The 24,762-nt window shown below is 58.4% G+C and carries 23 protein-coding genes and 1 pseudogene; 12 read left to right on the top strand and 12 right to left on the bottom strand.

Translation table 11 applies throughout. The features are described 5' to 3' along the window. Positions 1–16: 16 nt before the first annotated feature. Positions 17–619 carry a glutathione S-transferase family protein gene (locus CKW23_RS22895; protein ID WP_095068386.1) on the bottom strand — a complete coding sequence of 201 codons (603 nt, stop codon included), beginning with the start codon at positions 617–619 and terminating at the stop codon, positions 17–19. A 37-nt stretch (positions 620–656) separates the two neighbouring features. Further along, complete coding sequence (locus CKW23_RS22900; RefSeq protein WP_025259353.1) at positions 657–1,823, bottom strand: PLP-dependent aminotransferase family protein; 1,167 nt, start codon at positions 1,821–1,823, stop codon at positions 657–659. Positions 1,824–1,905: 82 nt separating this feature from the next. Here CKW23_RS22900 and CKW23_RS22905 point away from each other — a divergent pair, with 82 nt between their 5' ends. Both CKW23_RS22905 and CKW23_RS22910 read left to right on the top strand, forming a co-directional pair. After that, the gene (locus CKW23_RS22905; protein WP_025259352.1) at positions 1,906–2,361 is read left to right on the top strand and encodes a MarR family winged helix-turn-helix transcriptional regulator; all 456 of its coding nucleotides are present in this window, start codon (positions 1,906–1,908) and stop codon (positions 2,359–2,361) included. A 50-nt stretch (positions 2,362–2,411) separates the two neighbouring features. After that, on the top strand, positions 2,412–3,605 hold the full coding sequence (locus CKW23_RS22910) for a benzoate/H(+) symporter BenE family transporter (protein WP_025259351.1): 1,194 nt from the start codon (positions 2,412–2,414) through the stop codon (positions 3,603–3,605). Positions 3,606–3,607: 2 nt separating this feature from the next. Here CKW23_RS22910 and CKW23_RS27310 read toward each other — a convergent pair whose 3' ends face one another. The 3 genes and pseudogenes from CKW23_RS27310 to CKW23_RS22920 form a co-directional block, all read right to left on the bottom strand. Beyond that, positions 3,608–4,489 (bottom strand): methyl-accepting chemotaxis protein, encoded by an 882-nt coding sequence (locus CKW23_RS27310; RefSeq protein ID WP_371856592.1) that lies wholly within the window; start codon positions 4,487–4,489, stop codon positions 3,608–3,610. Next, positions 4,466–5,578: pseudogene (locus tag CKW23_RS27315) on the bottom strand (HAMP domain-containing protein); the annotation flags it as partial. The gene CKW23_RS27310 and the pseudogene CKW23_RS27315, both read right to left, overlap by 24 nt. Positions 5,579–5,802: 224 nt before the next feature. Then, positions 5,803–6,738 carry an LD-carboxypeptidase gene (locus CKW23_RS22920; protein ID WP_095068388.1) on the bottom strand — a complete coding sequence of 312 codons (936 nt, stop codon included), beginning with the start codon at positions 6,736–6,738 and terminating at the stop codon, positions 5,803–5,805. 196 nt (positions 6,739–6,934) lie between these two features. Between CKW23_RS22920 and CKW23_RS22925 the strand changes: the two genes are divergently transcribed. Then, positions 6,935–7,939 (top strand): NADP-dependent oxidoreductase, encoded by a 1,005-nt coding sequence (locus tag CKW23_RS22925; protein ID WP_025259348.1) that lies wholly within the window; start codon positions 6,935–6,937, stop codon positions 7,937–7,939. Between the two features lie 51 nt (positions 7,940–7,990). Here CKW23_RS22925 and pyrF read toward each other — a convergent pair whose 3' ends face one another. Continuing rightward, positions 7,991–8,689 (bottom strand): orotidine-5'-phosphate decarboxylase, encoded by a 699-nt coding sequence (pyrF, locus tag CKW23_RS22930; RefSeq protein ID WP_025259347.1) that lies wholly within the window; start codon positions 8,687–8,689, stop codon positions 7,991–7,993. A 290-nt stretch (positions 8,690–8,979) separates the two neighbouring features. Between pyrF and eat the strand changes: the two genes are divergently transcribed. Both eat and CKW23_RS22940 read left to right on the top strand, forming a co-directional pair. Beyond that, entirely contained in the window at positions 8,980–10,344 is a 1,365-nt protein-coding gene (eat, locus tag CKW23_RS22935) for an ethanolamine permease (RefSeq protein ID WP_025259346.1), read from the top strand. A 112-nt stretch (positions 10,345–10,456) separates the two neighbouring features. Continuing rightward, entirely contained in the window at positions 10,457–10,624 is a 168-nt protein-coding gene (locus CKW23_RS22940) for a DUF2897 family protein (protein ID WP_038399776.1), read from the top strand. 10 nt (positions 10,625–10,634) lie between these two features. Here CKW23_RS22940 and CKW23_RS22945 read toward each other — a convergent pair whose 3' ends face one another. Continuing rightward, on the bottom strand, positions 10,635–11,438 hold the full coding sequence (locus CKW23_RS22945; protein WP_371856593.1) for a substrate-binding periplasmic protein: 804 nt from the start codon (positions 11,436–11,438) through the stop codon (positions 10,635–10,637). A 300-nt stretch (positions 11,439–11,738) separates the two neighbouring features. Here CKW23_RS22945 and CKW23_RS22950 point away from each other — a divergent pair, with 300 nt between their 5' ends. Further along, positions 11,739–12,281, top strand: coding sequence for an exonuclease domain-containing protein (locus CKW23_RS22950; protein WP_025259344.1), 543 nt, complete (start codon positions 11,739–11,741; stop codon positions 12,279–12,281). 83 nt (positions 12,282–12,364) lie between these two features. Next, the gene (locus CKW23_RS22955) at positions 12,365–12,646 is read left to right on the top strand and encodes a pyrimidine/purine nucleoside phosphorylase (RefSeq protein WP_025259343.1); all 282 of its coding nucleotides are present in this window, start codon (positions 12,365–12,367) and stop codon (positions 12,644–12,646) included. A 43-nt stretch (positions 12,647–12,689) separates the two neighbouring features. Here the strand turns inward: CKW23_RS22955 and CKW23_RS22960 are convergent, their stop codons facing one another. Then, positions 12,690–14,468 (bottom strand): ABC transporter transmembrane domain-containing protein, encoded by a 1,779-nt coding sequence (locus tag CKW23_RS22960; protein WP_095068389.1) that lies wholly within the window; start codon positions 14,466–14,468, stop codon positions 12,690–12,692. 199 nt (positions 14,469–14,667) lie between these two features. On the opposite strand from CKW23_RS22960, the gene CKW23_RS26730 reads away from it, so the two are divergent. After that, the gene (locus CKW23_RS26730) at positions 14,668–14,844 is read left to right on the top strand and encodes a PA1571 family protein (protein WP_038399774.1); all 177 of its coding nucleotides are present in this window, start codon (positions 14,668–14,670) and stop codon (positions 14,842–14,844) included. A 67-nt stretch (positions 14,845–14,911) separates the two neighbouring features. On the opposite strand, the gene pdxB is transcribed toward CKW23_RS26730, so the two are convergent. From pdxB to rlmM, 3 genes are all read right to left on the bottom strand, one after another. Beyond that, positions 14,912–16,051: a 4-phosphoerythronate dehydrogenase PdxB gene (gene pdxB, locus CKW23_RS22965; protein WP_025259341.1), complete on the bottom strand. Its 1,140-nt coding sequence runs from the start codon at positions 16,049–16,051 to the stop codon at positions 14,912–14,914. Between the two features lie 66 nt (positions 16,052–16,117). Beyond that, complete coding sequence (tusA, locus tag CKW23_RS22970; protein ID WP_025259340.1) at positions 16,118–16,372, bottom strand: sulfurtransferase TusA; 255 nt, start codon at positions 16,370–16,372, stop codon at positions 16,118–16,120. Positions 16,373–16,426: 54 nt separating this feature from the next. Continuing rightward, a complete protein-coding gene (gene rlmM / locus CKW23_RS22975; RefSeq protein WP_025259339.1) occupies positions 16,427–17,509 on the bottom strand; it encodes a 23S rRNA (cytidine(2498)-2'-O)-methyltransferase RlmM in 1,083 nt (360 codons plus the stop codon). 147 nt (positions 17,510–17,656) lie between these two features. Between rlmM and acnA the strand changes: the two genes are divergently transcribed. The 3 genes from acnA (at position 17,657) to CKW23_RS22990 (ending at position 22,946) form a co-directional block, all read left to right on the top strand. Continuing rightward, positions 17,657–20,401 carry an aconitate hydratase AcnA gene (acnA, locus tag CKW23_RS22980; RefSeq protein WP_025259338.1) on the top strand — a complete coding sequence of 915 codons (2,745 nt, stop codon included), beginning with the start codon at positions 17,657–17,659 and terminating at the stop codon, positions 20,399–20,401. A gap of 79 nt (positions 20,402–20,480) precedes the next feature. Beyond that, a complete protein-coding gene (locus CKW23_RS22985; RefSeq protein ID WP_025259337.1) occupies positions 20,481–21,272 on the top strand; it encodes a CPBP family intramembrane glutamic endopeptidase in 792 nt (263 codons plus the stop codon). A gap of 108 nt (positions 21,273–21,380) precedes the next feature. Next, complete coding sequence (locus CKW23_RS22990) at positions 21,381–22,946, top strand: PAS domain-containing methyl-accepting chemotaxis protein (RefSeq protein ID WP_025259336.1); 1,566 nt, start codon at positions 21,381–21,383, stop codon at positions 22,944–22,946. 77 nt (positions 22,947–23,023) lie between these two features. On the opposite strand, the gene CKW23_RS22995 is transcribed toward CKW23_RS22990, so the two are convergent. Beyond that, positions 23,024–23,701, bottom strand: a complete 678-nt coding sequence (locus tag CKW23_RS22995; protein ID WP_025259335.1) for a hypothetical protein — start codon at positions 23,699–23,701, stop codon at positions 23,024–23,026. Positions 23,702–24,265: 564 nt separating this feature from the next. Here CKW23_RS22995 and CKW23_RS23000 point away from each other — a divergent pair. Beyond that, a complete protein-coding gene (locus CKW23_RS23000) occupies positions 24,266–24,733 on the top strand; it encodes a hypothetical protein (protein ID WP_025259334.1) in 468 nt (155 codons plus the stop codon). Positions 24,734–24,762 lie beyond the last annotated feature (29 nt).

Below are 24,762 nucleotides of genomic sequence, written 5' to 3' on the forward strand. Positions count from 1 at the left end.
CCTCTCTTGCGCCCGATCAATCCAGCATGCCCACGTAACCGGGCTGCTCCTTGACTCGCTCCAGCCATTGCTGAATGCCGGGGTACGGTGTCAGATCGAAACCGCCCTGATGGGCCACGTGAGTGTAGGCATACAGCGTGATATCGGCGATGGAGAAATGGTCGCCCACCAGGAACGGCGTGCGCTTGAGCTGCTGCTCCATCACCGCCAGTGCGCGATAGCCGGATTTCTGCAGGGAGCGGTACTCATGCAGACGCTCTTCAGGCAGCCCCAGATAGAACTGAATGAAACGTGCCACGGCAATCGCGGGCTCATGGCTGTACTGCTCGAAGAACTGCCATTGCAGCACCTGCGTGCGCAGCCGCGGCTCAGCGGGCAGGTAGGCACTGCCATCGGCCAGGAAATTGAGAATCGCATTGGACTCCCACAGGCAGGTGCCGTCACTGAGCTCAAGCACCGGAATCTTGCCATTGGGGTTCTTTTCCAGGAACGCCGGGGTCCCGGTTTCGCCCTTGAGAATATCCACGGGCACCCATTGATACTCGCTGCCCAACAGGCTGAGCATCAGTTTGATCTTGTAGCAGTTGCCTGAGTTGTAATCGCCGTAAACCTTGTACATCGCCCTGCTCCCTCTGCAATTCCCGGTACTGGATCGATCAGGCCGCTTGCCGTGTGACGGCCTTGCGGATTACTGCTGCCAGGCGTTTCAGGCCCTCATCCAGACGCGCCGGATCAATGTGACTGAAGTTCAGCCGCAGATACCCGTGATTGACGTCGGGGTCCGCGAAGAACGGTTCGCCCGGCATGAACGTCACGTCCTGAGACAAGGCGGCATCCAGCAAGGTGCGGGTATCGAGCTTCTGCTTGAGTGTCAGCCAGAAGAACAACCCGCCTTGCGGGCTGTTCCAGTCGGCCAGATCGGCAAAATGCTCCTGCAAGGCCGCCTCGAATGCGTTGCGTCGCTGCCGGTAGAACTCGCGCAGCTCGGCCAGATGCTCACGATAGTGTTCAGTGCCGATCCACTGCAAGGCCTGCCATTGACCGATCCGGTTGGTGTGCAGGTCGGCCGACTGTTTCAGGCGCAGCAGATGCGGAAACAGGTCCGGGCTGGCAATCAGGTAACCGACACGCAACCCCGGCAACAAGGTCTTGGAAACGGTTCCGGTATAGATCCAGCTGGCCTTATTGAGGCGCGCGACAATGGGTTTCGCGTTGCCACCATCGAAAGTCAGTTCGCGATAGGGCTCGTCTTCGATCAGCGTCACGCCGAACTCATCGAGCAAGGCCGCGACCGCATCGCGGCTGGCTTCGCTGTAACGCACTGCCGAGGGATTCTGGAAAGTCGGAATCAGGTAGGCGAACGCAGGCTTGTGCTGCTCCAGACGCTGGCGCAGGGCAATCAGGTCCGGCCCTTCGGCCTGCAGCGGCACCGTCAGGCAATCGGCGCCGAACAGCTGGAAGATTTGCAGTGCCGCCAGATAGGTCGGCGCTTCCAGCAGGACTTCAGTGCCTTTGTCGATGTACAGCTTGGCGGCCAGGTCCAGAGTCTGCTGCGAACCGCTGACCACCAGCACCTGACTGGCCTCACAAGGAACACCCAGCGCCCGCGCCTCGGCAGCCAGGGCTTCGCGCAGTTCAGGCTCGCCTTCGCTCATGCCGTATTGCCCCAGTGTCAGGGGCATATCGGCCCACTCCACTTTTGGCAGCATGCACTCGGCCGGCAAGCCACCGGCAAAGGACATCACTTCAGGCCGCTGTGCCGCAGCCAGGATTTCGCGAATCAATGAACTTTTCAGGCGGGTAACGCGTTCGGAGAAAGCCATGGCAACTACCTGTAGCCGAGTCAAAGGGAAATACGTCAAACTTGTTGACTCAAATTACGACGCCAAGCCCGGATACGTCAACATGCTTGACCTTAAAAATCCTGCCAATCAGCAAATCGCCATGGAAGCCTTCTTTTTCGGCTATCAGGCATTTACTGCCAAAGCCGATGAAATGCTGGCCCGGCGCGGGCTCAGCCGCGTTCATCAGCGCATCGTGTTTTTCATCGCCCGCTACCCCGACCAAAGCGTGAAAGAACTGCTCACGGTACTGGGCGTCAGCAAACAGGCGCTCAATGTGCCACTGCGCCAGTTGATTGCCATGGAACTGGTACAGAGCACGACGCCCGACACCGACAAACGCAAACGCCTGCTGGTGCTCACTGAAGAAGGGATCAGGTTCGAACAGGCGCTGCGCCACGAACAGGTGAAGCTCTTGCAACGGGTATTCGCTGAGGCAGGTCAGGCGGCAGTGGATGGCTGGCTGACCGTCAACCAGGCGCTGGGGCAAACGCTCCGGCCCGGCGCAATCGATCGCTGAATACAAAAATAACGACACCGCACAAACTGCCCGCTCAAGGAAAGCCCTGCATGAACGAGACCCTCAAGGCACCACTGCGCCCATTGGCAGACTCATCGCCTTCGGCCGTGGTCGCCGGCTTCATCGCGATGATGACCGGCTGCACCAGCTCGCTGGTACTGATGCTCCAGGCCGGGCAGACCGCAGGCCTCAGCAATGGCCAGATGTCGTCCTGGCTCTTGTCGATGTTCATCGGCATGGCGGTGTGCAGCATCGGCCTGTCGTTGCGCTATCGCACGCCCATCAGCGTGGCATGGTCAACTCCCGGCGCCGCATTGCTGATTACCACACTGGGTGGCGTGGGGTATCCGGAGGCCATCGGCGCATTCATCACCTGCTCGATCCTGGTGATCATCTGCGGCATGACCGGCAGCTTCGAGCGTCTGGTCAAGCGCCTGCCCGCCTCGCTGGCCGCGGCATTGCTGGCCGGGATTCTGTTCAAGATCGGCAGCGACATCTTCATCGCCGTCCAGCATCGAACCAGCCTGGTTCTGGCCATGTTTTTCACTTACCTGCTGATCAAGCGAGTCTCGCCGCGCTATTCAGTACTGGCGTCACTGGTGGTGGGCATCGCAGCCGCCAGCCTGTTGGGGTTGCTGAATTTCAATGACGTTACTCTGGAAGTGGCCACGCCAGTCTGGACGACACCGTCGTTCTCACTGGCAGCGACCATCAGCATCAGCATTCCGTTATTCGTGGTAGCGATGACCTCCCAGAACATGCCGGGCATTGCCGTACTGCGCGCCGATGGCTATCACACGCCCTCTTCACCGCTGATCACGGCAACGGGCATCACCTCGCTGCTGACCGCACCTTTTGGCTGCCACGGGCTCAACCTCGCGGCAATCAGTGCCGCCATCTGCACCAGCCCCAATGCCCATGAAGACAAGAGCAAGCGCTATACGGCAGCGGTCTGGTGCGGGGTTTTCTATGGCGTCGCCGGAATCTTCGGCGCGACGCTGGCCGCACTGTTCGCGGCCTTTCCCAAGGAACTGGTGCTCTCGATTGCCGCACTGGCGCTGTTCGGTTCGCTCATCAACGGCCTGACCGTGGCCATGAACGAACCCAGGGAACGGGAAGCGGCGCTCATCACCTTCATGGTCACCGCATCAGGGCTGACCCTGTTTTCCATTGGCTCGGCACTCTGGGGCATCGTCGCCGGGGTCCTGACGCTGCTGATCCTCAATGTGCGCAAGGGCGCATGAAATCAGAGCCTGAAATGCCCGACCATCCCCTTCAGCTCCACGCCCAGTGAAGCCAGTTCAAGACTGGACGCTGCGTTGTCCTGCATGGCCAGGGCCGAGTGATCGGCGCTGGCACGGATGCTTGTCACACTGCGGTTGATCTCTTCGGCCACCGAGCTTTGCTGTTCGGCGGCCGCAGCGATCTGCTGGTTCATCTGCTGAATCATCGACACCGCTTCGGCAATAGCACCCAACGCGCTTTCGGTTTGCAGCACATCACTGACTGCCAGCTTCACCAGCTCGCCACTGCTCTGAATCTGTTCAACCGACGCCTGCGCGCCACTTTGCAGCCTGAACACCAGGTTTTCGATCTCTTGGGTTGATTGCTGCGTACGCTTGGCAAGGGCACGGACCTCATCGGCCACCACCGCAAAACCACGCCCCTGCTCACCCGCCCGGGCCGCCTCGATGGCAGCATTGAGCGCCAGCAGGTTGGTTTGTTCGGCAACGCTTTTGATCACGTTCAAGATCTGGCCGATGTTCTGAATCTCGGCGCTCAGGTTCTGGATACTCTGGCTGGCAGACTGCGATGAACCAGCCAGTTGCTCGATGCGCTGCATGCTCTGACGCACCACCGTCTGCCCACCGCCCACCTTTTCATCAGCGGTTTGCGCGGCCAGTGCAGCCTCTTCGGCATTACGCGCCACATCATGGACAGTGGCGGTCATCTGATTCATTGCGGTAGCGACCTGTTCGGTTTCTTCCTTTTGAGAACCGACTTCCAGGTTGGTCTGCTCAGTAACGCTCGACAAGGACTGCGCCGAGTTCGACAGTTGCTCGATGCCTGACTGCAAACCACTGACAATACGGCTCAAGCCCTCGCCCATCTGCTGCATGGCAAGCATCAACTGACCGATTTCATCGTGCCGCCGAACCTGCACACTGCCGCTCAAATCGCCTGCCGCAATGCGTTGCGCCAGGTCGATAACACTGCGTAGCGGGCCGACAATCAAGCGGGTAATCAGCCAGGAAACAATAAACCCCACCAGCAAGGCCACCACCGACGAGCCGATAATCTGCAGGGTATTGGCCGTGAGTTGAGCCTGCACGGACTGATCCTCGGCAGCCGCCGCCTGGTTGACAAGCTCGACCACTTGCCGGGCATTGGTCGCCAACAGACGGGAAACCTGTGCTTCTCTGGCCAATAGCCCGGTGTACTCATTGAGCTTTTCGGTGAAGCTGACGATATGCGTGCCGACTTCAGCCAACACCGTCAGGTAGCCCTCATCCTTGACCTGTGACTTGAGCTCTTCGGCCAGCACCCTGGCCTGCTCGGCCTGTTCGATGGTCCCGGTTTTCGGAGCATCGCCGGAGCCCGTCCTGCGACTCTTGTCCAGACGGATACGGGCCTCGTCCATGGCTTGCTGCATCAGCCTCGACACCTGACTGACCTTGCCGGACTGCTCGACGAACTCCACACCTTGCTGGCCCTGGGTATCCTTCAGCGTCCAGGCCCCATCATCGGCAAGACCCGCCTGGAGCACTTCAAGGTTGTTGGAGACGCTGGACACCGACCAACTGGCCATTTCCAGCGCCAGGTCCTTGCTTTGACTGATATCGACGAACTCATCGAAAGAGGTGCGATAGGCACCCAGCGCCTGTTGCACCTGAGACAGCATGGCTGCGCTGGCTGGCGACTGCTCCTGCAGCGATTGCGCAAGGGTGTTTAAGTCATCGATTCTGGCGTGAATCTGCTCAACGACCTTGGGGTCACTGTGCAGCGCATATTCCTGCTCCAGCAGACGTACACGAAGCAAGCCGCTGTTGAGGGAGGACATCTGCTTCAGGCCATCGAAATGCAGACTGATGTTTTTCAGCGACCAGACACCAATGGCTGCCACCAGAGCCGTCAACAGCAACACCAGGGTAAAACCAAAGCCCAGCTTCTTCGCCATACCGAGATTGGCGAAGCGTCTTTGTATGGCTAAGATCATAGCGTTCAATCCCCGTCCGAATCATTCGCCTTGAATGATCCACTCACGAGGCCATTCAATATCCATGCACATTCGCAACGGGTCGAATCAAGCGCAAGCCTGTGGCTCAGCAATAATGGCAAAGAGCTACGCAGACGTCGCTTTCAGAATGGTCGCCCCGGCCACAGGCGGCCAGATCCTCCGCCTGCGGGGGGAAACGCGATGCAATGAAGGAGATTCGTGCTTCAGGAACGGGCAGCGGCGGATACCAGCAAGGTCCCGGCATCCGCGTCGAGAATCGCCTCGGTTCCCAGAGGAACGGCCTGATTGACGTCCCCATGGCCCACTGGCAAACCGCCCAGGACCGGAATCCCCAGATTGCCCAACCGCTCCTGCAACACATGGGCCGGGCTGATCGAACCTGCGGCATGGGCAGGCACACTGAAGTCGCCCGCCGCGATGCCCGCCAGACGCTGCAGAATGCCGCAATTGCCCAGGTGAGTCAGCAGACGATCGACGCGATAGGCTGATTCGCCAACATCCTCGATCAGCAGGATAGCGCCTGTCAGGTCGGGCATGTAAGGCGTACCGATACAGGTGCTGAGCATGCTCAGATTACCGCCGAGCAACAAACCCTTGGCACTGCCCCGAGTGCGCACGCTGCCGGTCGCAGCGGCGGGGTCGGCCTTGAGCAGCACCGGCTCGGTGCTCATCAATACGTGACGCATGCTGCTGGTGAGCAGGCCGCCCCGCTCCAATTGTGTCGCCACCGGGCCGTGGATGGTTGCAAGCCCCACATGCGTCCACAGCGCGCCGTGCAGGGCCGTGATGTCGGAAAAGCCCGTGACCAGTTTCGGGTCGCGCCGAACGGATTCGTAATCGAGTTGCCCAAGAATGCGCTGGGTGCCGTAACCGCCACGATTGCAGATCACTGCACGGATTTGCGGGTCGGCCAGTGCGCTGTTCAGATCCGCAATGCGATCTTCGTCAGTACCGGCATAAAAGGAATGCTTGCCCAATGCATGCGGATAAACCCGCGGTTTCAATCCCCACCCATCCAGCACCTGCACTGCAGCCTCGACCCTGGAAGCAACCACAGGGCCGGCAGGCGACACCAGGGCAACGGCGTCGCCTTCACGCAGCACGCGGGGATAAAGGGTTGGCAGATTCGTGGCAGACATTGCGGTAATCCAGACTTTCAATGAACCGGCAATGTAGAGCACTGATGCAGGTGACTCAAGTCACAAACACCTTTGGTAACGACTGGCCAGAGGCATCATCCGGCTGGATGGAACCGCATTCGCTGCGTGACCGTTGCTTGCCTGAAAGCGCATCAACAGCTTCAATCAGCCTTCTCACTCAAATCGAGGACCTGTCATGACCACCCTTTCCAATCGCCAGTTTCTGCTCGCCAAACGACCTGTTGGCCAACCCGGCAGAGAGAACTTCACGTATCAGGAAGTGCCGGTCGCAGAAGTGGCAGACGGACAGATTCTGGTACGCAACCAGTACCTCTCACTCGACCCGGCCATGCGTGGCTGGATGAACGAGGGCAAATCCTACATTCCGCCGGTTGAGCTGGGCCATGTGATGCGCGCTCTGGGCGTGGGTGAAGTGATCGAATCGAAGAACCCGCAGTTCGCGGCAGGCGATTACGTGCAAGGCTCGCTGGGTGTGCAGGATTACTTCGTCGGCGAGCCCAGAGGCTTCTACAAGGTCGACCCGAAACTCGCCCCGCTGCCCCGCTACCTGTCCGCACTGGGCATGACCGGCATGACCGCCTACTTCGCACTGCTGGATGTCGGCGCACCGAAAAGCGGCGATACCGTGGTGATCTCCGGCGCCGCCGGTGCCGTGGGCAGCGTGGCCGGGCAAATCGCCAAGCTCAAGGGTTGCCGTGTCATCGGCATCGCTGGCGGCCAGGAAAAGTGCCGTTCGCTGACCGAGGAACTGGGTTTCGACGGTGTTATCGACTACAAGAGCGAAGACGTCCTTGCCGGCCTGAAACGCGAGTGCCCCAAAGGCGTGGACGTGTATTTCGATAACGTGGGTGGCGACATTCTGGATGCCGTGCTCAGCCGTCTGGCACCGCGAGCCCGGGTCGTGATCTGTGGCGCAATCAGCCAGTACAACAACACGTCACCGATCAAGGGCCCGAGCAACTACCTGTCGCTGCTGGTCAACCGTGCGCGCATGGAAGGCTTTGTGGTGCTGGACTACGCCTCGCGTTTCGCAGAAGCCGGTCAGGAAATGGCGGGCTGGATTGCCGAAGGCAAGCTCAAGAGCCGCGAAGATGTGGTTGAAGGCCTGGAAACCTTTCCGGAAACCCTGCTCAAGCTCTTCAGTGGCGAGAACTTCGGCAAGCTGGTGTTGAAGGTCTGACAGCACGTTATCGCGAATGGGCACAGATCTGCCCATTCGCGAAACCCGGTATCACGCCAGTTCGGCAACCACAGCCGCCAGGGCCTGGGCCGGATCGGCAGCCTGACTGATCGGACGGCCGATCACCAGATAGTCGGAACCGGCGTCCAGAGCCTGACGCGGTGTCAGGATGCGACGTTGATCGTCCTGTGCGCTGCCTGCCGGACGAATGCCAGGAGTGACCAGTTGCAGGGACGGGTGAGCGGCCTTCAGCGCCTGGGCCTCCAGAGCCGAACACACCAGGCCGTCCATGCCGGCTTTTTCAGCCAGGGCTGCCAGACGCAGCACTTGAACCTGTGGGTCGATATCCAGACCGATGCCCGCCAGATCTTCACGTTCCATGCTGGTCAGCACGGTCACGCCGATCAACAGCGGTTGAGGACCGGTGCGCTTATCAAGCACCTCACGGCAGGCCGACATCATGCGCAGACCGCCGGAGCAATGCACGTTCACCATCCAGACGCCCATTTCCGCTGCAGCCTTGACGGCCATGGCAGTGGTGTTGGGGATGTCGTGAAATTTGAGGTCCAGAAACACATCGAAGCCCTTGTTACGCAGGGTCTCGACGATATCCGAAGCACAACTGGTGAACAGCTCCTTGCCGACCTTCACCCGGCACAGTTTTGGATCGAGCTGGTCAGCCAGCCGCAAGGCGGCGTCACGGGTTGGAAAATCCAGGGCGACGATGACAGGAGTCTGGCAGGCGGACATGAGCGTGTTCTCAGGTAAGTCGAAATCGGCGCGCATTGTAGCCGAACCTGCTGGCGGACGGGACCCGGACTTTAAAAAAGCCAATACGCACTTGCAGTGTTCACCTCCATGGCCGGATGCACCAAACCGGTCCCCATGAAAGCACCTGAAACCCGTGCCGTTCTGCAAACGACCCCATTTGAAGCAATACGACGACGATTCATGCACTGGCACGGAGCCTGCAAACGAAAACATAAAAAGAGCAAGCAAAAAGATATTTCAACGATTTTCGAGGCATCAGGGAGAAATACATGAGTCAACAACTCAAGCCAACGCTGGGCACGCTGCACCTGTGGGGGATCGCGGTCGGGCTGGTGATTTCAGGCGAATACTTCGGCTGGAGCTACGGCTGGGGCGTAGCCGGAACCCTCGGTTTTCTGGTCACGGCCTTGATGGTCGCAACGATGTACACCTGCTTCATCTTCAGCTTCACCGAGCTGACCACCGCCATTCCACACGCGGGCGGTCCATTTGCCTATAGCCGCCGCGCATTCGGTGAGAAAGGCGGCCTGATCGCCGGTATGGCGACGCTGATCGAATTCGTCTTTGCGCCCCCGGCCATTGCCCTGGCAATCGGTGCCTACCTGAACGTGCAATACCCTGGGCTGGACCCCAAGCATGCGGCGGTCGGAGCCTATATCGTGTTCATGACCCTCAATATTCTGGGCGTGAAACTGGCAGCAACCTTCGAGCTGGTTGTCTGTGTACTGGCCGTGGCCGAGCTGCTGGTATTCATGGGCGTTGTGGCTCCGGCTTTCAGCTTCAGCAACTTCGCACTGCATGGCTGGGCAGGTTCCAGCACCTTCGGCCCGGGTGCGATTGCCGGTATGTTCGCCGCGATTCCATTCGCCATCTGGTTCTTCCTGGCCATTGAAGGTGCAGCCATGGCCGCCGAAGAAGCCAAGGACCCGAAACGGACCATTCCCAAAGCCTACGTCAGCGGCATTCTGACGCTGGTCGTGCTGGCCATCGGCGTCATGCTGTTTGCAGGCGGCGTTGGCGACTGGCGCACCCTGTCCAACATCAACGACCCGCTGCCACAGGCCATGAAGGCTGTAGTCGGCGATAACTCCGGCTGGCTGCACATGCTGGTCTGGATCGGTCTGTTCGGTCTGGTCGCCAGCTTCCACGGGATCATTCTGGGCTACTCGCGTCAGTTCTTTGCCCTGGCGCGTGCCGGTTACCTGCCCGCTTCGCTGGCCAAGCTCTCGCGCTTCCAGACCCCGCACCGGGCCATCATCGCCGGTGGACTGATCGGCATTGCTGCCATCTACAGTGACGGCCTGATCAATCTGAGCGGCATGACCCTGACCGCGGCCATGATCACCATGGCGGTCTTCGGCGCAATCGTGATGTACATCATGAGCATGCTCAGCCTGTTCAAGCTGCGCAAGACTGAACCCCTGCTGGAGCGCAGTTTCCGTGCGCCGGGCTACCCGATCGTTCCGGGCATCGCCCTGACCCTGGCCGTGGTATGCCTGCTGGCAATGGCCTGGTTCAATCCGCTGATCGGTTTCATCTTCCTCTGCTTCATGGCCGTGGGCTTCATCTACTTCAGCCTTACCGCCCGGTCGCGTGCCAACGCGCCTGCCGACGCCATGCTGACCGGCTCGTAAAAACAAAAGGCCGCGTAAACCCTCATGGTTTCACGCGGCCTTCCCAGAGCGCATACACTTGAACCATTGAGCAGCCTCTTGCTCAAACCGGTATGACTACAAGGAGAGTGCTATGCCCTGGTATGCCTGGTTGATTCTGATCGTTGCAATTGGCTCCATCGTCGGCGGCCTGATGTTACTGCGCGACACAGCGCAAAAGCTGCCTCTGACCGAAGAGCAGCTCAAGCGTATTCATGAACGCAATGCCGAAATGGATGCCAAGGAAGCCAAGGATCGATGATCCCGGTTGCCTACCTTCCGACCTTCTTGCTCACTGCAGTGTCCGCAGATGCAGCCGAGTAAGGAGGCACGGCGAGGACCTTGATGTGCAAGGGCTCGAAGATCCTTGCGAATTCCCCGTTATCCCGCAATTGCTGTAACAGCTGATCAAACTTCGTAGCGCTGATGCTGCCGCCCGGCCGCAACAGTGCATATTGCCGATAAAGCTGATCGACCCGCTCGGAAACCAGAAACTGTTCGGCCTCGCCAGGGTTATGTGCCATGAAGTCCACCAGATAGGAGCGCGTTACCGGCGCGATATCCACACGCCCGCGTATCACCATCAATAGATTGCTGTCATGGGAATAGGTCGAAGTGGCATTGAAGTTTTCACTCAGATACTTCTGGTCTGCATTGAAGTTGGCAAATCCATAGTGATAACCGCTGAACAGGGCCAGACGCTTGTCCGAAAGATCATCGAAGTAACTCTGCTGACGCCCTTCGACCCGGCGCGCCACAAAGACTTCGGCATCCTCAAGCCCCATGTCCACCTTGTCATAGGCGACATGTTTCCAGCCCCAGTCGGGGTTTTCAAAAATGGCGATATCGAAACGGCCCTGGGCAAAGTCCCGGAAGCGACGCTGCACGGAAGTCGGCACCACCACGAACTCATAGTCCCGCTGACTGGCATTCAAGGCCTCGATGAGCTTGGGCAGAAGCCCGGTATCGTTGCCTCTTTCAGGGCGAATCATATAGGGCGGAAAATGCACGGCCGCCACTTGCACGACCTGAGCGGCCTGGACCTGCCAGCTCACCAGGAGCGAGACGATCAGCATCGCTCCCTTACGCAACAACACATCGGTTATTACTGCGCGCGTCTTCATGAAAAGGTATCGGTCAAAAACGCCACACGCTATGCGCTTTCAGCAGTTTAAACAACTCCCAAATCCATGATTCGGAATAAGTCGCACATCACCTGAAAAGTCCAAGGGCGAATGCGACAAAAGACAAGGCACCCTTGAAGTATTCAACGGTCGATTGATGTATCGGCAACGGAGCAGTAAAACCTTATCGAGCATAGCCAGATGAATATGGCTACTCTGGACTCACTAAAACTGTTGGATGGGAGCTTCATAATGCCGCATTGGCTGGTGATCGACCTGGAGGCTACCACCGAAGAAGGCGGATGGCCGGTCGCAGAAATGGAAATCATCGAGATCGGTGCAACGCTGGTGAATCAGGATGGGCGCGAGCTGGACCACTTTGAACGCTTCGTACGCCCCGCGCGCCGCCCCTTGCTGACGCACTTCTGTCGGGAACTGACCCATATCAGCCAGAGCAATATCGACAGCGCGGCATCCCTGAGCAATGTATGGCCCCAGTTCGAGCGCTGGTTGAGCCATCATCAGGCACGCATTGTCGGCTGGGCCAGTTGGGGAGATTACGACCGCAAACAACTGGAGGAACAGTGGCGCGAGCATCGACTGGAAAGTGCCCTGAACGAGCTGCCTTATGTAAACCTCAAACAGCGCTTCGCCGAGGCCCGTCAATTACAACGCGCCCCCGGGCTCAACAGTGCACTGCAACTGGCAGGCATGCAGTTCAGCGGCCAGCAGCATCGGGCACTGGTTGATGCCCGCAATACTGCCAGACTGTTACCGTTGATTATTCCCAATTGAATATCAGGATTGCCAAGTGACGATGCTGGATACCTTGGGCATACTATTCGACCCTTTTCAGCCCTTTTATCAAGGAATCTCGCATGTTCAAGGTCAATGAGTACTTCGACGGCACAGTCAAATCCATCGCGTTCAGTCAGACGGAAGGCCAGGCCACCATTGGCGTGATGGCAGCGGGCGAATATGAGTTCGGCACAGCGCAACGTGAAATCATGCACGTGATTTCCGGCGAACTGATCGTCAAGCTGCCGGACAGCACTGACTGGGAAACCTTCAGCAGCGGCAGCCAGTTCAATGTACCGGCCAACAGCAAGTTTCAGCTGAAGGTGAGCGTGGACACTGCTTACCTGTGCGAATACCGCTGATTGAAGCCAGGGCTGCGTGCCAGACACGCAGCCTGCCACAGACTCAAACCCGCTCTTCCATCTGCGCATTGAACTGAAGCGCCGCCAGACGTGCGTACAGCGGATTGCTGGCTATCAGTTGCCGATGAGTTCCCACCGCCACCAGACGCCCCTGCTCAATCACCACAATACGGTCGGCATTCTGTACCGTGGCCAGTCGGTGCGCGATCACCAGGGTGGTACGGCCTTTCATCAGGCTTGGCAGAGCTTGCTGGATAAGATGCTCACTTTGCGCATCCAGCGCACTGGTGGCTTCGTCCAGCAGCAGAATCGGCGCATCGACCAGCAATGCCCGGGCAATGGCCAGACGCTGCCTCTGCCCGCCGGACAACCCGAGGCCGCCATCACCCAGGTGAGTCTGGTAACCGTCAGCCATCTGCATGATGAATTCATGGGCATGGGCAATACGTGCAGCAGCCTCGACCTGTTCAGCGCTGGCACTGGAGTTGCCATAGCGAATGTTGTCTTCAACGCTGCCAAAGAACAGGGCAGGCGTCTGTGAGACAAGGGCAAAGTTGCGACGCAAATCGTGAGGGTCAAGCTGCAGGATGGGCACACCCTCAATCAGAATACGCCCCTGCTGAGGGTCGTAGAAGCGCAGCAGCAGATCGAACAGCGTTGACTTGCCGGCCCCGGATGGCCCGACCAGCGCGATGGTTTCACCGGCTGCGATGCTCAGGGTCAAGTTATCGATTGCCTTGTGATCCAGTCGGGACGGGTAGGCGAAACTCACGTTCTCCAGCTCCAGACGGCCACTGACTCTGGCCGGCAGGCCAAGAAGGCCGCTGGCTGGCGGTGTGATTTCGCTGCGGACCTGAAGCAGTTCGCTGATACGTTCAGCCGCCCCCACGCCGCGCTGCAATTCGCCGATCACCTCGCTCAGCGAGCCAAAGGAAGTGCCGACCAGAAGCGCATAGAACACAAAGGCGGATAGCTCGCCGCTGGTGATGGTGCCTTTGATCACGTCCATCCCGCCAACCCAGAGGATCACGCCGACAGCCCCCAGCACCAGGGAAATCACCACGGTAATCAGCCAGGATCGCTGCAGAATATATTTGCGGGCGGTGCCAAAGGCCTTTTCGACCGTTTGGGAAAAATGCGCCTTGTCATGCTCCTGATGGTTATAGGCCTGAACCGTCTTGATCTGCCTGAGCGCCTCGGCGACATAGCTGCCCACGTCGGCCACACGATCCTGGGTTTCCCGGGACAGGCGACGCACCCGGCGACCGAATACCAGGATCGGCACAATCACCAGCGGCAAGGTCAGCACCACGATACTGGTCAGCTTGGGATTGGTGATGAACAAGAGAATGATGCCGCCAATCACCATCAGCGCACTGCGCAGGAATATCGACAGAGACGACCCCACCACCGATTGCAGCAAGGTGGTATCGGCCGTCAGCCGCGACTGGATTTCCGAGCTGCGGTTATTTTCGTAGAACGCCGGATGCAGATTGATCAGGTGCTCGAACACGCGATTGCGCAAATCCGCCACGACTCGCTCACCAATCCACGACACCAGGTAGAAACGGGTAAAAGTGCCAATGGATAGACCGACCGTCACCAGCAGGAAAAAACCGATCGATCGCTCAAGCTGCTCGGCGGAACCGGTCATGAACCCATGATCCACGATCATCTTGATGCCCTGCCCCATGAACAGCATGAGGCCTGCTGTAATGACCAAAGCCAGCAGTGCCCCCAGAGCATGCCAACGATAGGGAGAGATAAAACTCAGGGCCAGACGAATGGCAGGTCTTTGAGCAATGGAAAACACCGAAGGCATAAGCATGAACCTGTGTCTGAAGCAGGAAAACCGGCGTTATGACACCTCACCGGTTTTCTAGAAGGGATCGTTCTAAGCAAAAACTGGCAGTTTTATATCATTTCTGTTGCACTGGGGCTCAGCTTGCGACTGGAACTGTCACTGCACGGTCATCAAACGCGGGTAGTTTAGAGGTAACACCTGATCAAGGAGAAAGACTATGAACGCGCAAGAAGGGAGCAATCAAGTCCAGGTCGTACGAGCCACCCCCAACCTTTCAGTAGGGGGCGCAGTGCTCGACAAGGACGGGCGTGAAATCGTCATTACCGAAGAGATGGTTCAGGCCGCCTGTCAGGAATGCGAAAAATCCTGGGTCACGCCTGAAAAACAGAACTGAGCATCACCCCCTTTTCAGAACCCGACCTCCGTGTCGGGTTTTTTCTGCCAGCCATTCGCACGCCAGCTCAGACCAGCGATGCACCCAGGGCCAGAACCATCTGCCTCAACACCTCTGACTCCCCTTCCAATCGCACTTTCAAACCTTCGATTTCCCGACGTGGCGGGTAATGCTTGCGCAGAGCATCAAAGGCCAGACGCTGACTGGCAGTATCATTCACCAGACTGCGACGAAAATCCGCATCGTCGCGGCGCGGATCATAAACGCCCCTGCACAGCATATTCAGCGCCCAGACCGGATCGGTTTGTCCATCCAGACTGACTTGCGCCAGCCAGGGACGCGGCAGCAGGTCGTCCAGCAGAATGGTTGCCGGCTGATCGAGAAAAGCACAGAGCGCCTGATAGATCTGCGCGGTTCCACGCTGTCTGCCATCGAGGCTGTAGCCTGCGATATGTGGCGTGCCGATCACACACAGGTCCGCCAGCGGCACATTGACCTGAGGCTCGCCTTCCCAGACATCGAGTACCGCCTGCAGGTCTTCACGCGCCAGCAGGACGTCATGCAGCGCGAGGTTATCGATCACCGCGCCACGGCTGGCATTGATCAGCCAGGCGCCTTGCCTGAGCTGACGCAGACGCGACTCGTCGAACAGATGCCAGGTGGGCTGCTCGCCGTTTCTGGTCAACGGCGTATGCAGGCTGATGACATCACAACGGGCAACGATCTCGTCAAGGCTGACGTACTCGCCGCCTTCTGCTGCCTTGGGCGGATCGCAGACCAGCACATTCCAGCCCAGCGCCTTGAGCACCTTGATCAGGCGACCACCCACCTGACCTGCGCCGACTACGCCATAGGTTCGCTGCCTGAGGTCTGCGCCTTCGATTTCAGCCAAGGTCAGCAGGCTGCCCAGCACGTAGTCCACAACGCCTCGGGCATTGCAGCCCGGCGCACTGGACCACTGGATGCCCGCTTGCTGGAAATACTCCAGATCCAGATGATCCGTGCCAATGGTGCAAGTCCCGACGAAACGCACCGAACTGCCTTCGAGCATCCCGCGGTCGACGCTGGTCACTGAACGCACGAGCAGGATATCGGCATCGGCAACTGCCGCCCGATCGATGGAGCGTCCCGGCAGACGGCGTATCTCGCCAAAATGAGCGAAAAAGGCATCAAGCAGCGGGATATTTTCGTCAGCGACAATGCGCATGAAAGACTCTCTGGTAACGGAGGGATAACCCGTAGTGAAACACGGTTGGGGCAGGCAAAACCTGCCTCATTCCTGTTTCTTGCGAATCCAGTAGAGAAAAGTCCCGCCATCGGTCTGTTGTTCGACCAGTTCATGGCCGAGAAACACACAGAATTTGGGAATGTCGCGCCGGGTCGAAGGGTCCGTGGCAATCACCTTGAGCAGGCCACCGGCATGCAGGTCGCGAACCTTCTGATGCAACATCATCACAGGTTCCGGACAATTGAGCCCGCTGGCATCCAGGGTTGCATCAACGGGCTGGTTTTCGATGGGTTCAGACATGAGGCACTCCAGAAACTGGCGGCAATTGTCGCTCAATTCATTCAATCAGGCCAATCAGCCCTTGCGCGGTCGGCTTGCCTTGGCAACGTCCAGTCTGCGCAGGTGACAGGTCACTTCCTCGCGGTCGTGATACAGCTGTTTGCAGCCAATCGAAACCCTGACGCCACGCGCCTGAAAACCTTCCTCGATACGATCCAGCAAGCGGCGCACCTCAGCGTAGCGCTGCTTCATGGGCAGCTTGAGGTTGACCACCGCCTCACGACACAGGCCCTCCCCCAGCCAGGTTTCCAGCAAAGCAGCGTTGCGGGCCGGCTTTTCGACAATGTCGCAAACCATCCAGTCCACGGTCTGCCGAGGCTTGTAGGTGAAGCCGTCAGCCATCAAATGCTGCACCAGACCGGTTTCCATGAGGCTTTCAGCCATGGGGCCGTTATCGATGGCAGTGACCAGCATGCCGCGACGTACCAGTTGATACGTCCAGCCACCCGGCGCCGCCCCAAGGTCTACGCCGGTCATGTCGCTGGACAGGCGCTCGTCCCACTCCTGGCGTGGAATGAAGTGATGCCAGGCCTCCTCGAGTTTCAAGGTCGAACGGCTCGGCGCTTCCCGGGGAAATTTCAGGCGTGGAATGCCCATGGGCCACATCGCCGAGTTATCAGCCTCGGCCAGCCCCAGAAACACCTCGCGACCACTCTTGAACGTCAGCAACAGACGCGGCTTGCGCGGATCGTCCACCAGCTTGCCCGCCTGAGTCAGGGCCTTGCGCAACGGAGCCTCGAATTTCTTGCAGAAGTTCGACAGTTCCTTGCCGTCGTTGGTGTCCACCACCTCCAGCCACACACTGCCGCAGACCGGAAAACTCGCCATGTGAGCCAGAATCACGCTGATGCGATCGGTTTCAGGCAAATCGAGAAAGACTCCCCGAGCCCATTGTCGCGGGAAGATCAACCGCTCAAAACGCTGACCGCTCATCAGGCGCTGGGCGCCGTCCTCTTCGGTACAGATGAACTCGGCACATGCCGTATCGGGCTTGGCCTTGGCATAACCGGCCACATTCAGGCGCGCAGCATGATCGGATATCTCCGAACAGACCTCGCTTTCAAAACCCGGTCGGCAATGCATAAACAGCGTATTCATGGTGACTCCCGGCCCCGCAGACTTGAAAGCCGCGCATGATAGCCCAATCAGGAACCACTGGCGCGGCTCGACAGTCCACAGAATGCTGGGCTCCCGACCTGTTGCATGGAGCCAGTACCGCTTGCATCACTCGAAAAGGAGTCATTCATGCCCTCCCTGGATAGCCTGAAAAGCCTGAAAACACTCGAAATCGACAACCAGACCTACCATTACTTCAGCCTGCCGGAAGCTGCAAAATCACTGGGCGACCTGGACAAACTGCCCATGTCGCTCAAGGTTCTGCTGGAAAACCTGCTGCGCTGGGAAGACGACAAGACCGTCACCGGTGACGACCTCAAGGCTCTTGCCGCCTGGCTGACCGAACGCCGCTCGGACCGCGAGATTCAATACCGCCCTGCCAGGGTTCTGATGCAGGACTTTACCGGCGTGCCGGCCGTGGTGGATCTGGCGGCCATGCGTGCAGCCGTGGCCAAGGCCGGTGGCGACCCCCAGCGGATCAATCCGCTGTCGCCGGTCGACCTGGTCATCGACCACTCGGTCATGGTGGACCGATTTGGCGATTCCGACGCCTTCGGCGACAACGTCGAAATCGAAATGCAACGCAACGGTGAGCGCTATGCCTTCCTGCGCTGGGGTCAGAGCGCCTTCGATAACTTCAGCGTGGTCCCGCCAGGCACCGGCATCTGCCATCAAGTGAATCTGGAATACCTGGGCCGCACGGTCTGGACCAAGGAAGAGGATGGCCGCACTTATGCCTTCCCCGACACACTGGTGGGCACTGACTCCCACACCACCATGATCAACGGCCTGGGCGTATTAGGCTGGGGCGTGGGCGGGATCGAAGCCGAAGCGGCCATGCTCGGCCAGCCGGTGTCGATGCTGATCCCGGAAGTGATCGGCTTCAAGCTGACCGGCAAGCTGAAGGAAGGCATCACTGCGACGGATCTGGTGCTGACTGTCACCCAGATGCTGCGCAAGAAAGGCGTGGTCGGCAAGTTCGTCGAGTTCTATGGCGACGGGCTGGCGGATCTGCCGCTGGCCGACCGGGCGACCATTGCCAATATGGCCCCCGAATATGGCGCAACCTGCGGTTTCTTCCCGGTGGACGATGTGACACTGGATTACCTGCGCCTTTCCGGCCGTCCGGATACCACGGTGAAACTGGTGGAAGCCTATTGCAAGGCCCAGGGTCTTTGGCGACTGCCGGGCAAGGAACCGGTGTTCACCGACAGCCTGGAGCTGGACATGGGTACTGTGCAAGCCAGTCTGGCCGGACCGAAACGTCCACAGGATCGAGTCGATCTGCCCGCCGTCCCACAGGCCTTCGATGATTTTCTCGGCCTGCAGGTCAAGCCTGCCCGCACTGAAGAAGGTCGCCTGGAAAGCGAAGGCGGTGGTGGCGTAGCGGTGGGCAATGCCGGGCAGGTCAGTGGTGAGGCCGAGTATGAGCACGATGGCCAGACTCACCGGCTGAAAAATGGCGCAGTGGTCATCGCCGCCATTACCTCCTGCACCAACACCTCCAACCCCAGCGTCATGATGGCTGCCGGGCTGGTGGCGAAAAAGGCCGTGGAAAAAGGCCTGAAGCGCAAACCATGGGTGAAAAGCTCTCTGGCTCCCGGCTCCAAGGTGGTCACCGACTACTACAAGGCTGCGGGCCTGACCCAATATCTGGACGCGCTGGGCTTCGATCTGGTGGGCTATGGCTGCACCACGTGCATCGGTAACTCCGGGCCGCTGCTGGCGCCCATCGAAAACGCCATCCAGAACGCGGACCTCACCGTGGCCTCGGTATTGTCCGGCAACCGCAATTTCGAGGGCCGGGTTCACCCACTGGTAAAGACCAACTGGCTGGCATCGCCACCTCTGGTCGTGGCCTATGCCCTGGCGGGTACAGTGCGTATCGATATCAGTAGCGAACCCCTGGGTGAAGGCTCGGACGGCAAACCGGTCTACCTGCGTGATATCTGGCCCAGCCAGCAGGAAATCGCCAAAGCCGTGCAAAGCGTCAATACCGGCATGTTCCACAAGGAATACGCCGAGGTCTTCGCCGGTGACGAGCAGTGGCAGGCCATCGAAGTACCGCAGGCAGCCACTTATGTCTGGCAGCAGGACTCTACCTATATCCAGCATCCACCGTTCTTTGCCGACATCGCAGGTCCCTTGCCGGTGATCGAGGATATTCAAGGCGCGCGGATTCTGGCATTGCTGGGGGACTCGGTGACCACCGACCATATTTCTCCGGCAGGCAATATCAAGACTGACAGCCCGGCAGGACGCTACTTGCGCGATCAGGGTGTAGAGCCCAAGGACTTCAACTCCTACGGATCACGCCGTGGCAATCATGAAGTGATGATGCGCGGCACCTTTGCCAATATCCGCATCCGCAACGAAATGCTGGGCGGCGAGGAAGGCGGCAATACCCTGCATGTGCCCAGCGGCGAAAAACTGGCTATCTATGACGCCGCCATGCGCTATCAGGCAGAGGGCACGCCACTGGTGATTATTGCAGGCCAGGAATATGGCACCGGTTCAAGCCGCGACTGGGCCGCAAAGGGCACCAACCTGCTGGGCGTAAAAGCCGTTATCGCCGAAAGTTTCGAGCGGATCCATCGCTCCAATCTGGTCGGCATGGGTGTCTTGCCCCTGCAGTTCAAGAATGGCCAGAACCGCAAATCCCTGAACCTCACTGGCAAGGAGACAATGGAAGTCAACGGGCTGACCGATGCCGAGGTGCGACCTGGCATGAGCCTGACGCTCAAGATCACCCGTGAAGACGGCAGCAAGGAAGACTTGGAGGTACTGTGCCGGATCGACACGCTCAACGAAGTGGAGTACTTCAAATCAGGAGGGATTCTGCATTATGTGTTGAGGCAGTTGATTGCGTCGTGAGGGTGATTCGCGAATGAATTCGCTCCTACCGGGCGGTATAACGCCATAGAATCTCCGCTTTTGCTTCAGGAGATTCTCCATGGCCCCAGAGTACCGGGTGTTTTTCTGTCTGCTCGGCCTCGGGTACGCCATTGCGCTGTTCTACGGCCAGCTTCAGTGGCCGGCTGCCTTGGCAGTCGGCCTGCTGCTGATCGCGGGATTTTGTATCAGGCAGTCGGGCCACAGGTGGGTCCGCGGGCTCGGGCATGGCGCGTTCATTGTCACGGGCCTTGCCCTGGCCGCTCATCTGTTGCCCGGTTTCAACAGCGCCAAAGTGTTCGACGCGGTTCGCTTCAGTCCTGAAGCGGCGCCCTTCTCCATGTCCCTGAATCTGGATAAGCCGCTGATTGGTTTCTGGGTGCTGTTGTTCTGCCCATGGATCCTGACGTCAGTGGCCCTTGCACGCTCAATGAAAGTGGCGGCCCTGAGCCTGATCGCAACTACCGTACTGTGCATGGCCACCGCAGTTGCCCTTGGCGTCACCGGCTGGGCGGCGAAATGGCCGGAGCATGGCACGCTCTGGTTACTGAACAATCTGTTACTGGTGACAATCACCGAAGAATTGTTCTTCCGTGCCTATCTGCAAGGCGCACTGCAACAAATCTTTAACAAAACATGGCTGGGCAGCACGCTTGCCATCGGTATCGCTGCCATACTGTTCGGGCTCGCCCATTTCGGCTCGGGATGGCAATGGGTATTGCTCGCGAGTCTGGCCGGTGTGGGTTATGGCATTGCCTATCGTTTCGGTGGCCTGCAAGCCGCCGTCATCAGCCACTTCGGGTTGAACCTGATTCATTTCGGGCTGTTCACCTATCCGATGCTGGATCGATAAGCATTGATACATGGCAATGATTCTCTGCTGATTTACCTGCAAAGCTCAATTTACAGACTCGTTTGCCGATAACTCTCCGAAGCCTATTGGATCGAAGGACCGAAAGCCATGCGTAACAACCAGCCAGTCACTCAACGTGAACGGACATTCCCTGCTGAACAGCGGTTGATTTCCACCACCGATACCAAAGGTGTGATCACCTACTGCAACGAGATCTTCCAGGAAGTCTCGGGGTTCAGTCACGATGAGTTGATCAAGGCGCCGCATAATCTGGTTCGCCACCCGGATGTCCCCTCCGCCGTTTTCGAGCACATGTGGACCACTCTGAAAAGTGGCCAGCCGTGGATGGGCATCGTCAAGAACCGCTGCAAGAATGGCGATCATTACTGGGTCAACGCCTATGTGACGCCGATGTTCGAGAACAGGCAGGTGGTGGGTTTCGAGTCCGTGCGTGTCAAACCGACCGCCGAGCAGATCAAGCGCGCCGAAGCGCTGTACGCACGTATCAACAAGGGCAAGTCGGCCATTCCGGGTCGCGACAAATGGCTGCCGGTGCTGCAGGACTGGCTGCCGTTCATCCTGGTCAGCCAGTTGAGCTTCATGATCGGCGCCTGGCTCAACTCCCACTGGGGCTTCATTCTCGCCGCGGCATTGTCTGTGCCGCTGGGCCTGCTGGGCCTGACCTGGCAGCAGCGTGGCATCAAACGCCTGTTGCGCCTGGCCGAACAGACCACTTCGGACCCGCTGATCGCGCAGATGTACACCGACAGCCGAGGCCCGCAAGCGCGTCTGGAAATGTCGATCCTCAGCCAGGAAGCGCGGATGAAAACCTGCCTGACCCGCCTGCAGGACACCGCCGAACACCTGAACACCCAGGCACGCAAATCCAACTCGTTGGCCAATGCCAGCTCTTCAGGGCTTGAGCGCCAACGGGTCGAAACCGAACAAGTGGCAACCGCCATCAACCAGATGGCTACCACCACTCAACAAGTCGCCAGCCACGTCCAGCGCGCGGCCGATGCCAGCCAGCAGGCCAACCAGTTGACCCGCCGTGGCCGGGATATCGCTGGCGAAACCCGCGAGGCGATTCAGCGCCTGTCCACTTCCGTGGGCGAAACCGGTCTGACCGTCACCCAACTGGCCAAGGACAGCGATGAAATCGGTGGCGTGGTAGACGTGATCAAAGGCATCGCCGACCAGACCAACCTGCTGGCCCTCAACGCTGCCATCGAGGCTGCACGCGCCGGAGAGATGGGTCGTGGCTTTGCCGTGGTTGCCGATGAAGTGCGTCAACTGGCACAGCGCACCACGGAGTCCACCGGACAGATCCATGGCCTGATCGCCAAACTGCAACAGACGGCCAACAATGCCGTGCAGACCATGAACTCCGGCCACCGTCAGGCCGAGGAAGGCGTTGCGCGGGTGCTGGAAGCAGACGAGGCATTGGTGGGCATCAGCGAAGCGGTCGCCAACATCACCGAGATGGCCACCCAGATCGCTACCGCCACAGAGCAGCAAAGCTCGGTCGCCGAAGAGATCAGCCGCAACATCTCCACCATTGCCGAGCTGGCCGACCAGACCTCCGATGAGGCCCATCGCTCGGCAGTGCTCAGCTCCGAGCTGACCGATACGGCCAACTCGCAATACTCGCTGGTTGAGCGCTTCAATCGTTAAGCCCGCACGGCAACAGACAAGCCCCGGTCAATGCTGATTGACCGGGGCTTTTTTACGAAGATTGAAACAGTGCGACCTTATTTCACTTTGCGGGAAAGGTCATCGAGGGAGCGCTTCACATTACTCAACTCACTCTGCTGACTGCTGAGATCGCGCTTGAGGCTGGACAGCTCACTTGAGCTGGAGCTGCTACTTGACCCAGAGCTACGCTTCAAGTCATTCACCTGCCCCTCAAGCCTGGCCACGTCGCGCCCCTGCTCATCGACCTTGCTCTTGAGGCTGGACAGTTCACTGGAGCTGGAGCTGCTACTTGATCCTGAACTACGTTTCAAGTCATTCACCTGCCCCTCAAACTTATCGATGCTGCGACTCTGCTCATCAACTTTGCGTTTGAGAGTGGAAATTTCGCTATCACTGGAGCTACTGCTTGAAGCAGAAGTCTTGCTATTGCGCTTGAGTTCTTCAATGGCCTTGGCCTGCTCCTCGACAATCTTCTTCAAACTTTCCAGTTCACGGGTATTACTGTTCGTGCCCGTCCTTATCTCCTGAATATTACCCACTGTAAAATCCGAATTACGCAAGGCAGTTCCTCTTCCGTAATCGGTAAAGCTGGTCACGATATTATCGGTACTGCTGGCACGGGAAGGATTGATCTCAACCGCTGCGTTGGCCTGTGAAAACGCCAGGCCGGTAATCAATAAAGCAAGAACGCGAACACGGGAAACAGCACGAGGGATTTTGAAGAAACCAGCCATGATCCAAGTTCCATGCGAGATGCCGAAGTGGCACATTGATATGATGCTGTTTTCTTCAAAGAGTTCGCTGCATGCCCAACTATTTTTTCATACTCCCGGCCACGACCGGCATACGAAACCCTTGAGTCTGAGCGCCTGAAGCAACCTGAGCCTTGTGCCGCCCCTCAAAAACCACACGCATTCAAGCATTGAAACGAGGAGCATAAATTCATTTGAATTTACAGCCATAAAATATTTTAGAAGGGCTTTTCTGATAGAGATGTATGTAGTTTCCATGCATCTTAAAAAGCGATCAAAATTCACAATAACCCTCTAATTGCAATCGCAACTTATTTCAAATAATTTCAAGCATGCGCTTTCTTGAAGCCACACGTCACTCTCTATTACGCGCCACTACCGGCGCCCCGTCTGCTCTGAAACTTTATTTGTAACAGCACATCATCAAAGACCCTACTCCGGCATCAACCAGGCCACCCGTTTGACCAAATTTCTGCCTGTATTTTTAATGGCCATACACCACAGCGACCTTATCCCGAACATTAAAACTTTCATACAGGCACCCCCATGGACAAACCGACTCAAGACGACATACTGCCCCCCACCCATAAAACAACAGCCTTGCCGGGACAACCTGATATATCGTCCAGCCTCAAGGCACCGATAGTGCCGGGCATCAATACGGATGCGATTACCTGCGAACAGATTCATGCCGGTATATCCATTCATATCCCCTACTCGCCCCTGATGCAGCGTGAAGACCTCCTCGTCTTCCACTGGGGCCTGCATCAATCCTCAACGCCACTGCTTCATCCTTTGGGTAGCAGCACGGTCGTGCGGATCCTGTGCATTACCTACAACCTGATTCCCCACCCCCAATACGGCCCCGTGGATATTTATTATGAAATACACCGCGCCAGCCATTTGATCGGCACCTCGCCTGTTCTGCGCGTGATGGTCAACAAGCATGCGCCGCTCACGTCCAGACAGCGCCGCCGCAAACGCAGCATGAAACGTCGTCACCCGGGCAAATGAAAAAAGCCCCCGGTGATCGCTCACCGGGG

This window comes from Pseudomonas sp. Irchel 3A18 (assembly GCF_900187465.1).
Classification (GTDB): Bacteria; Pseudomonadota; Gammaproteobacteria; order Pseudomonadales; family Pseudomonadaceae; genus Aquipseudomonas; species Aquipseudomonas cichorii.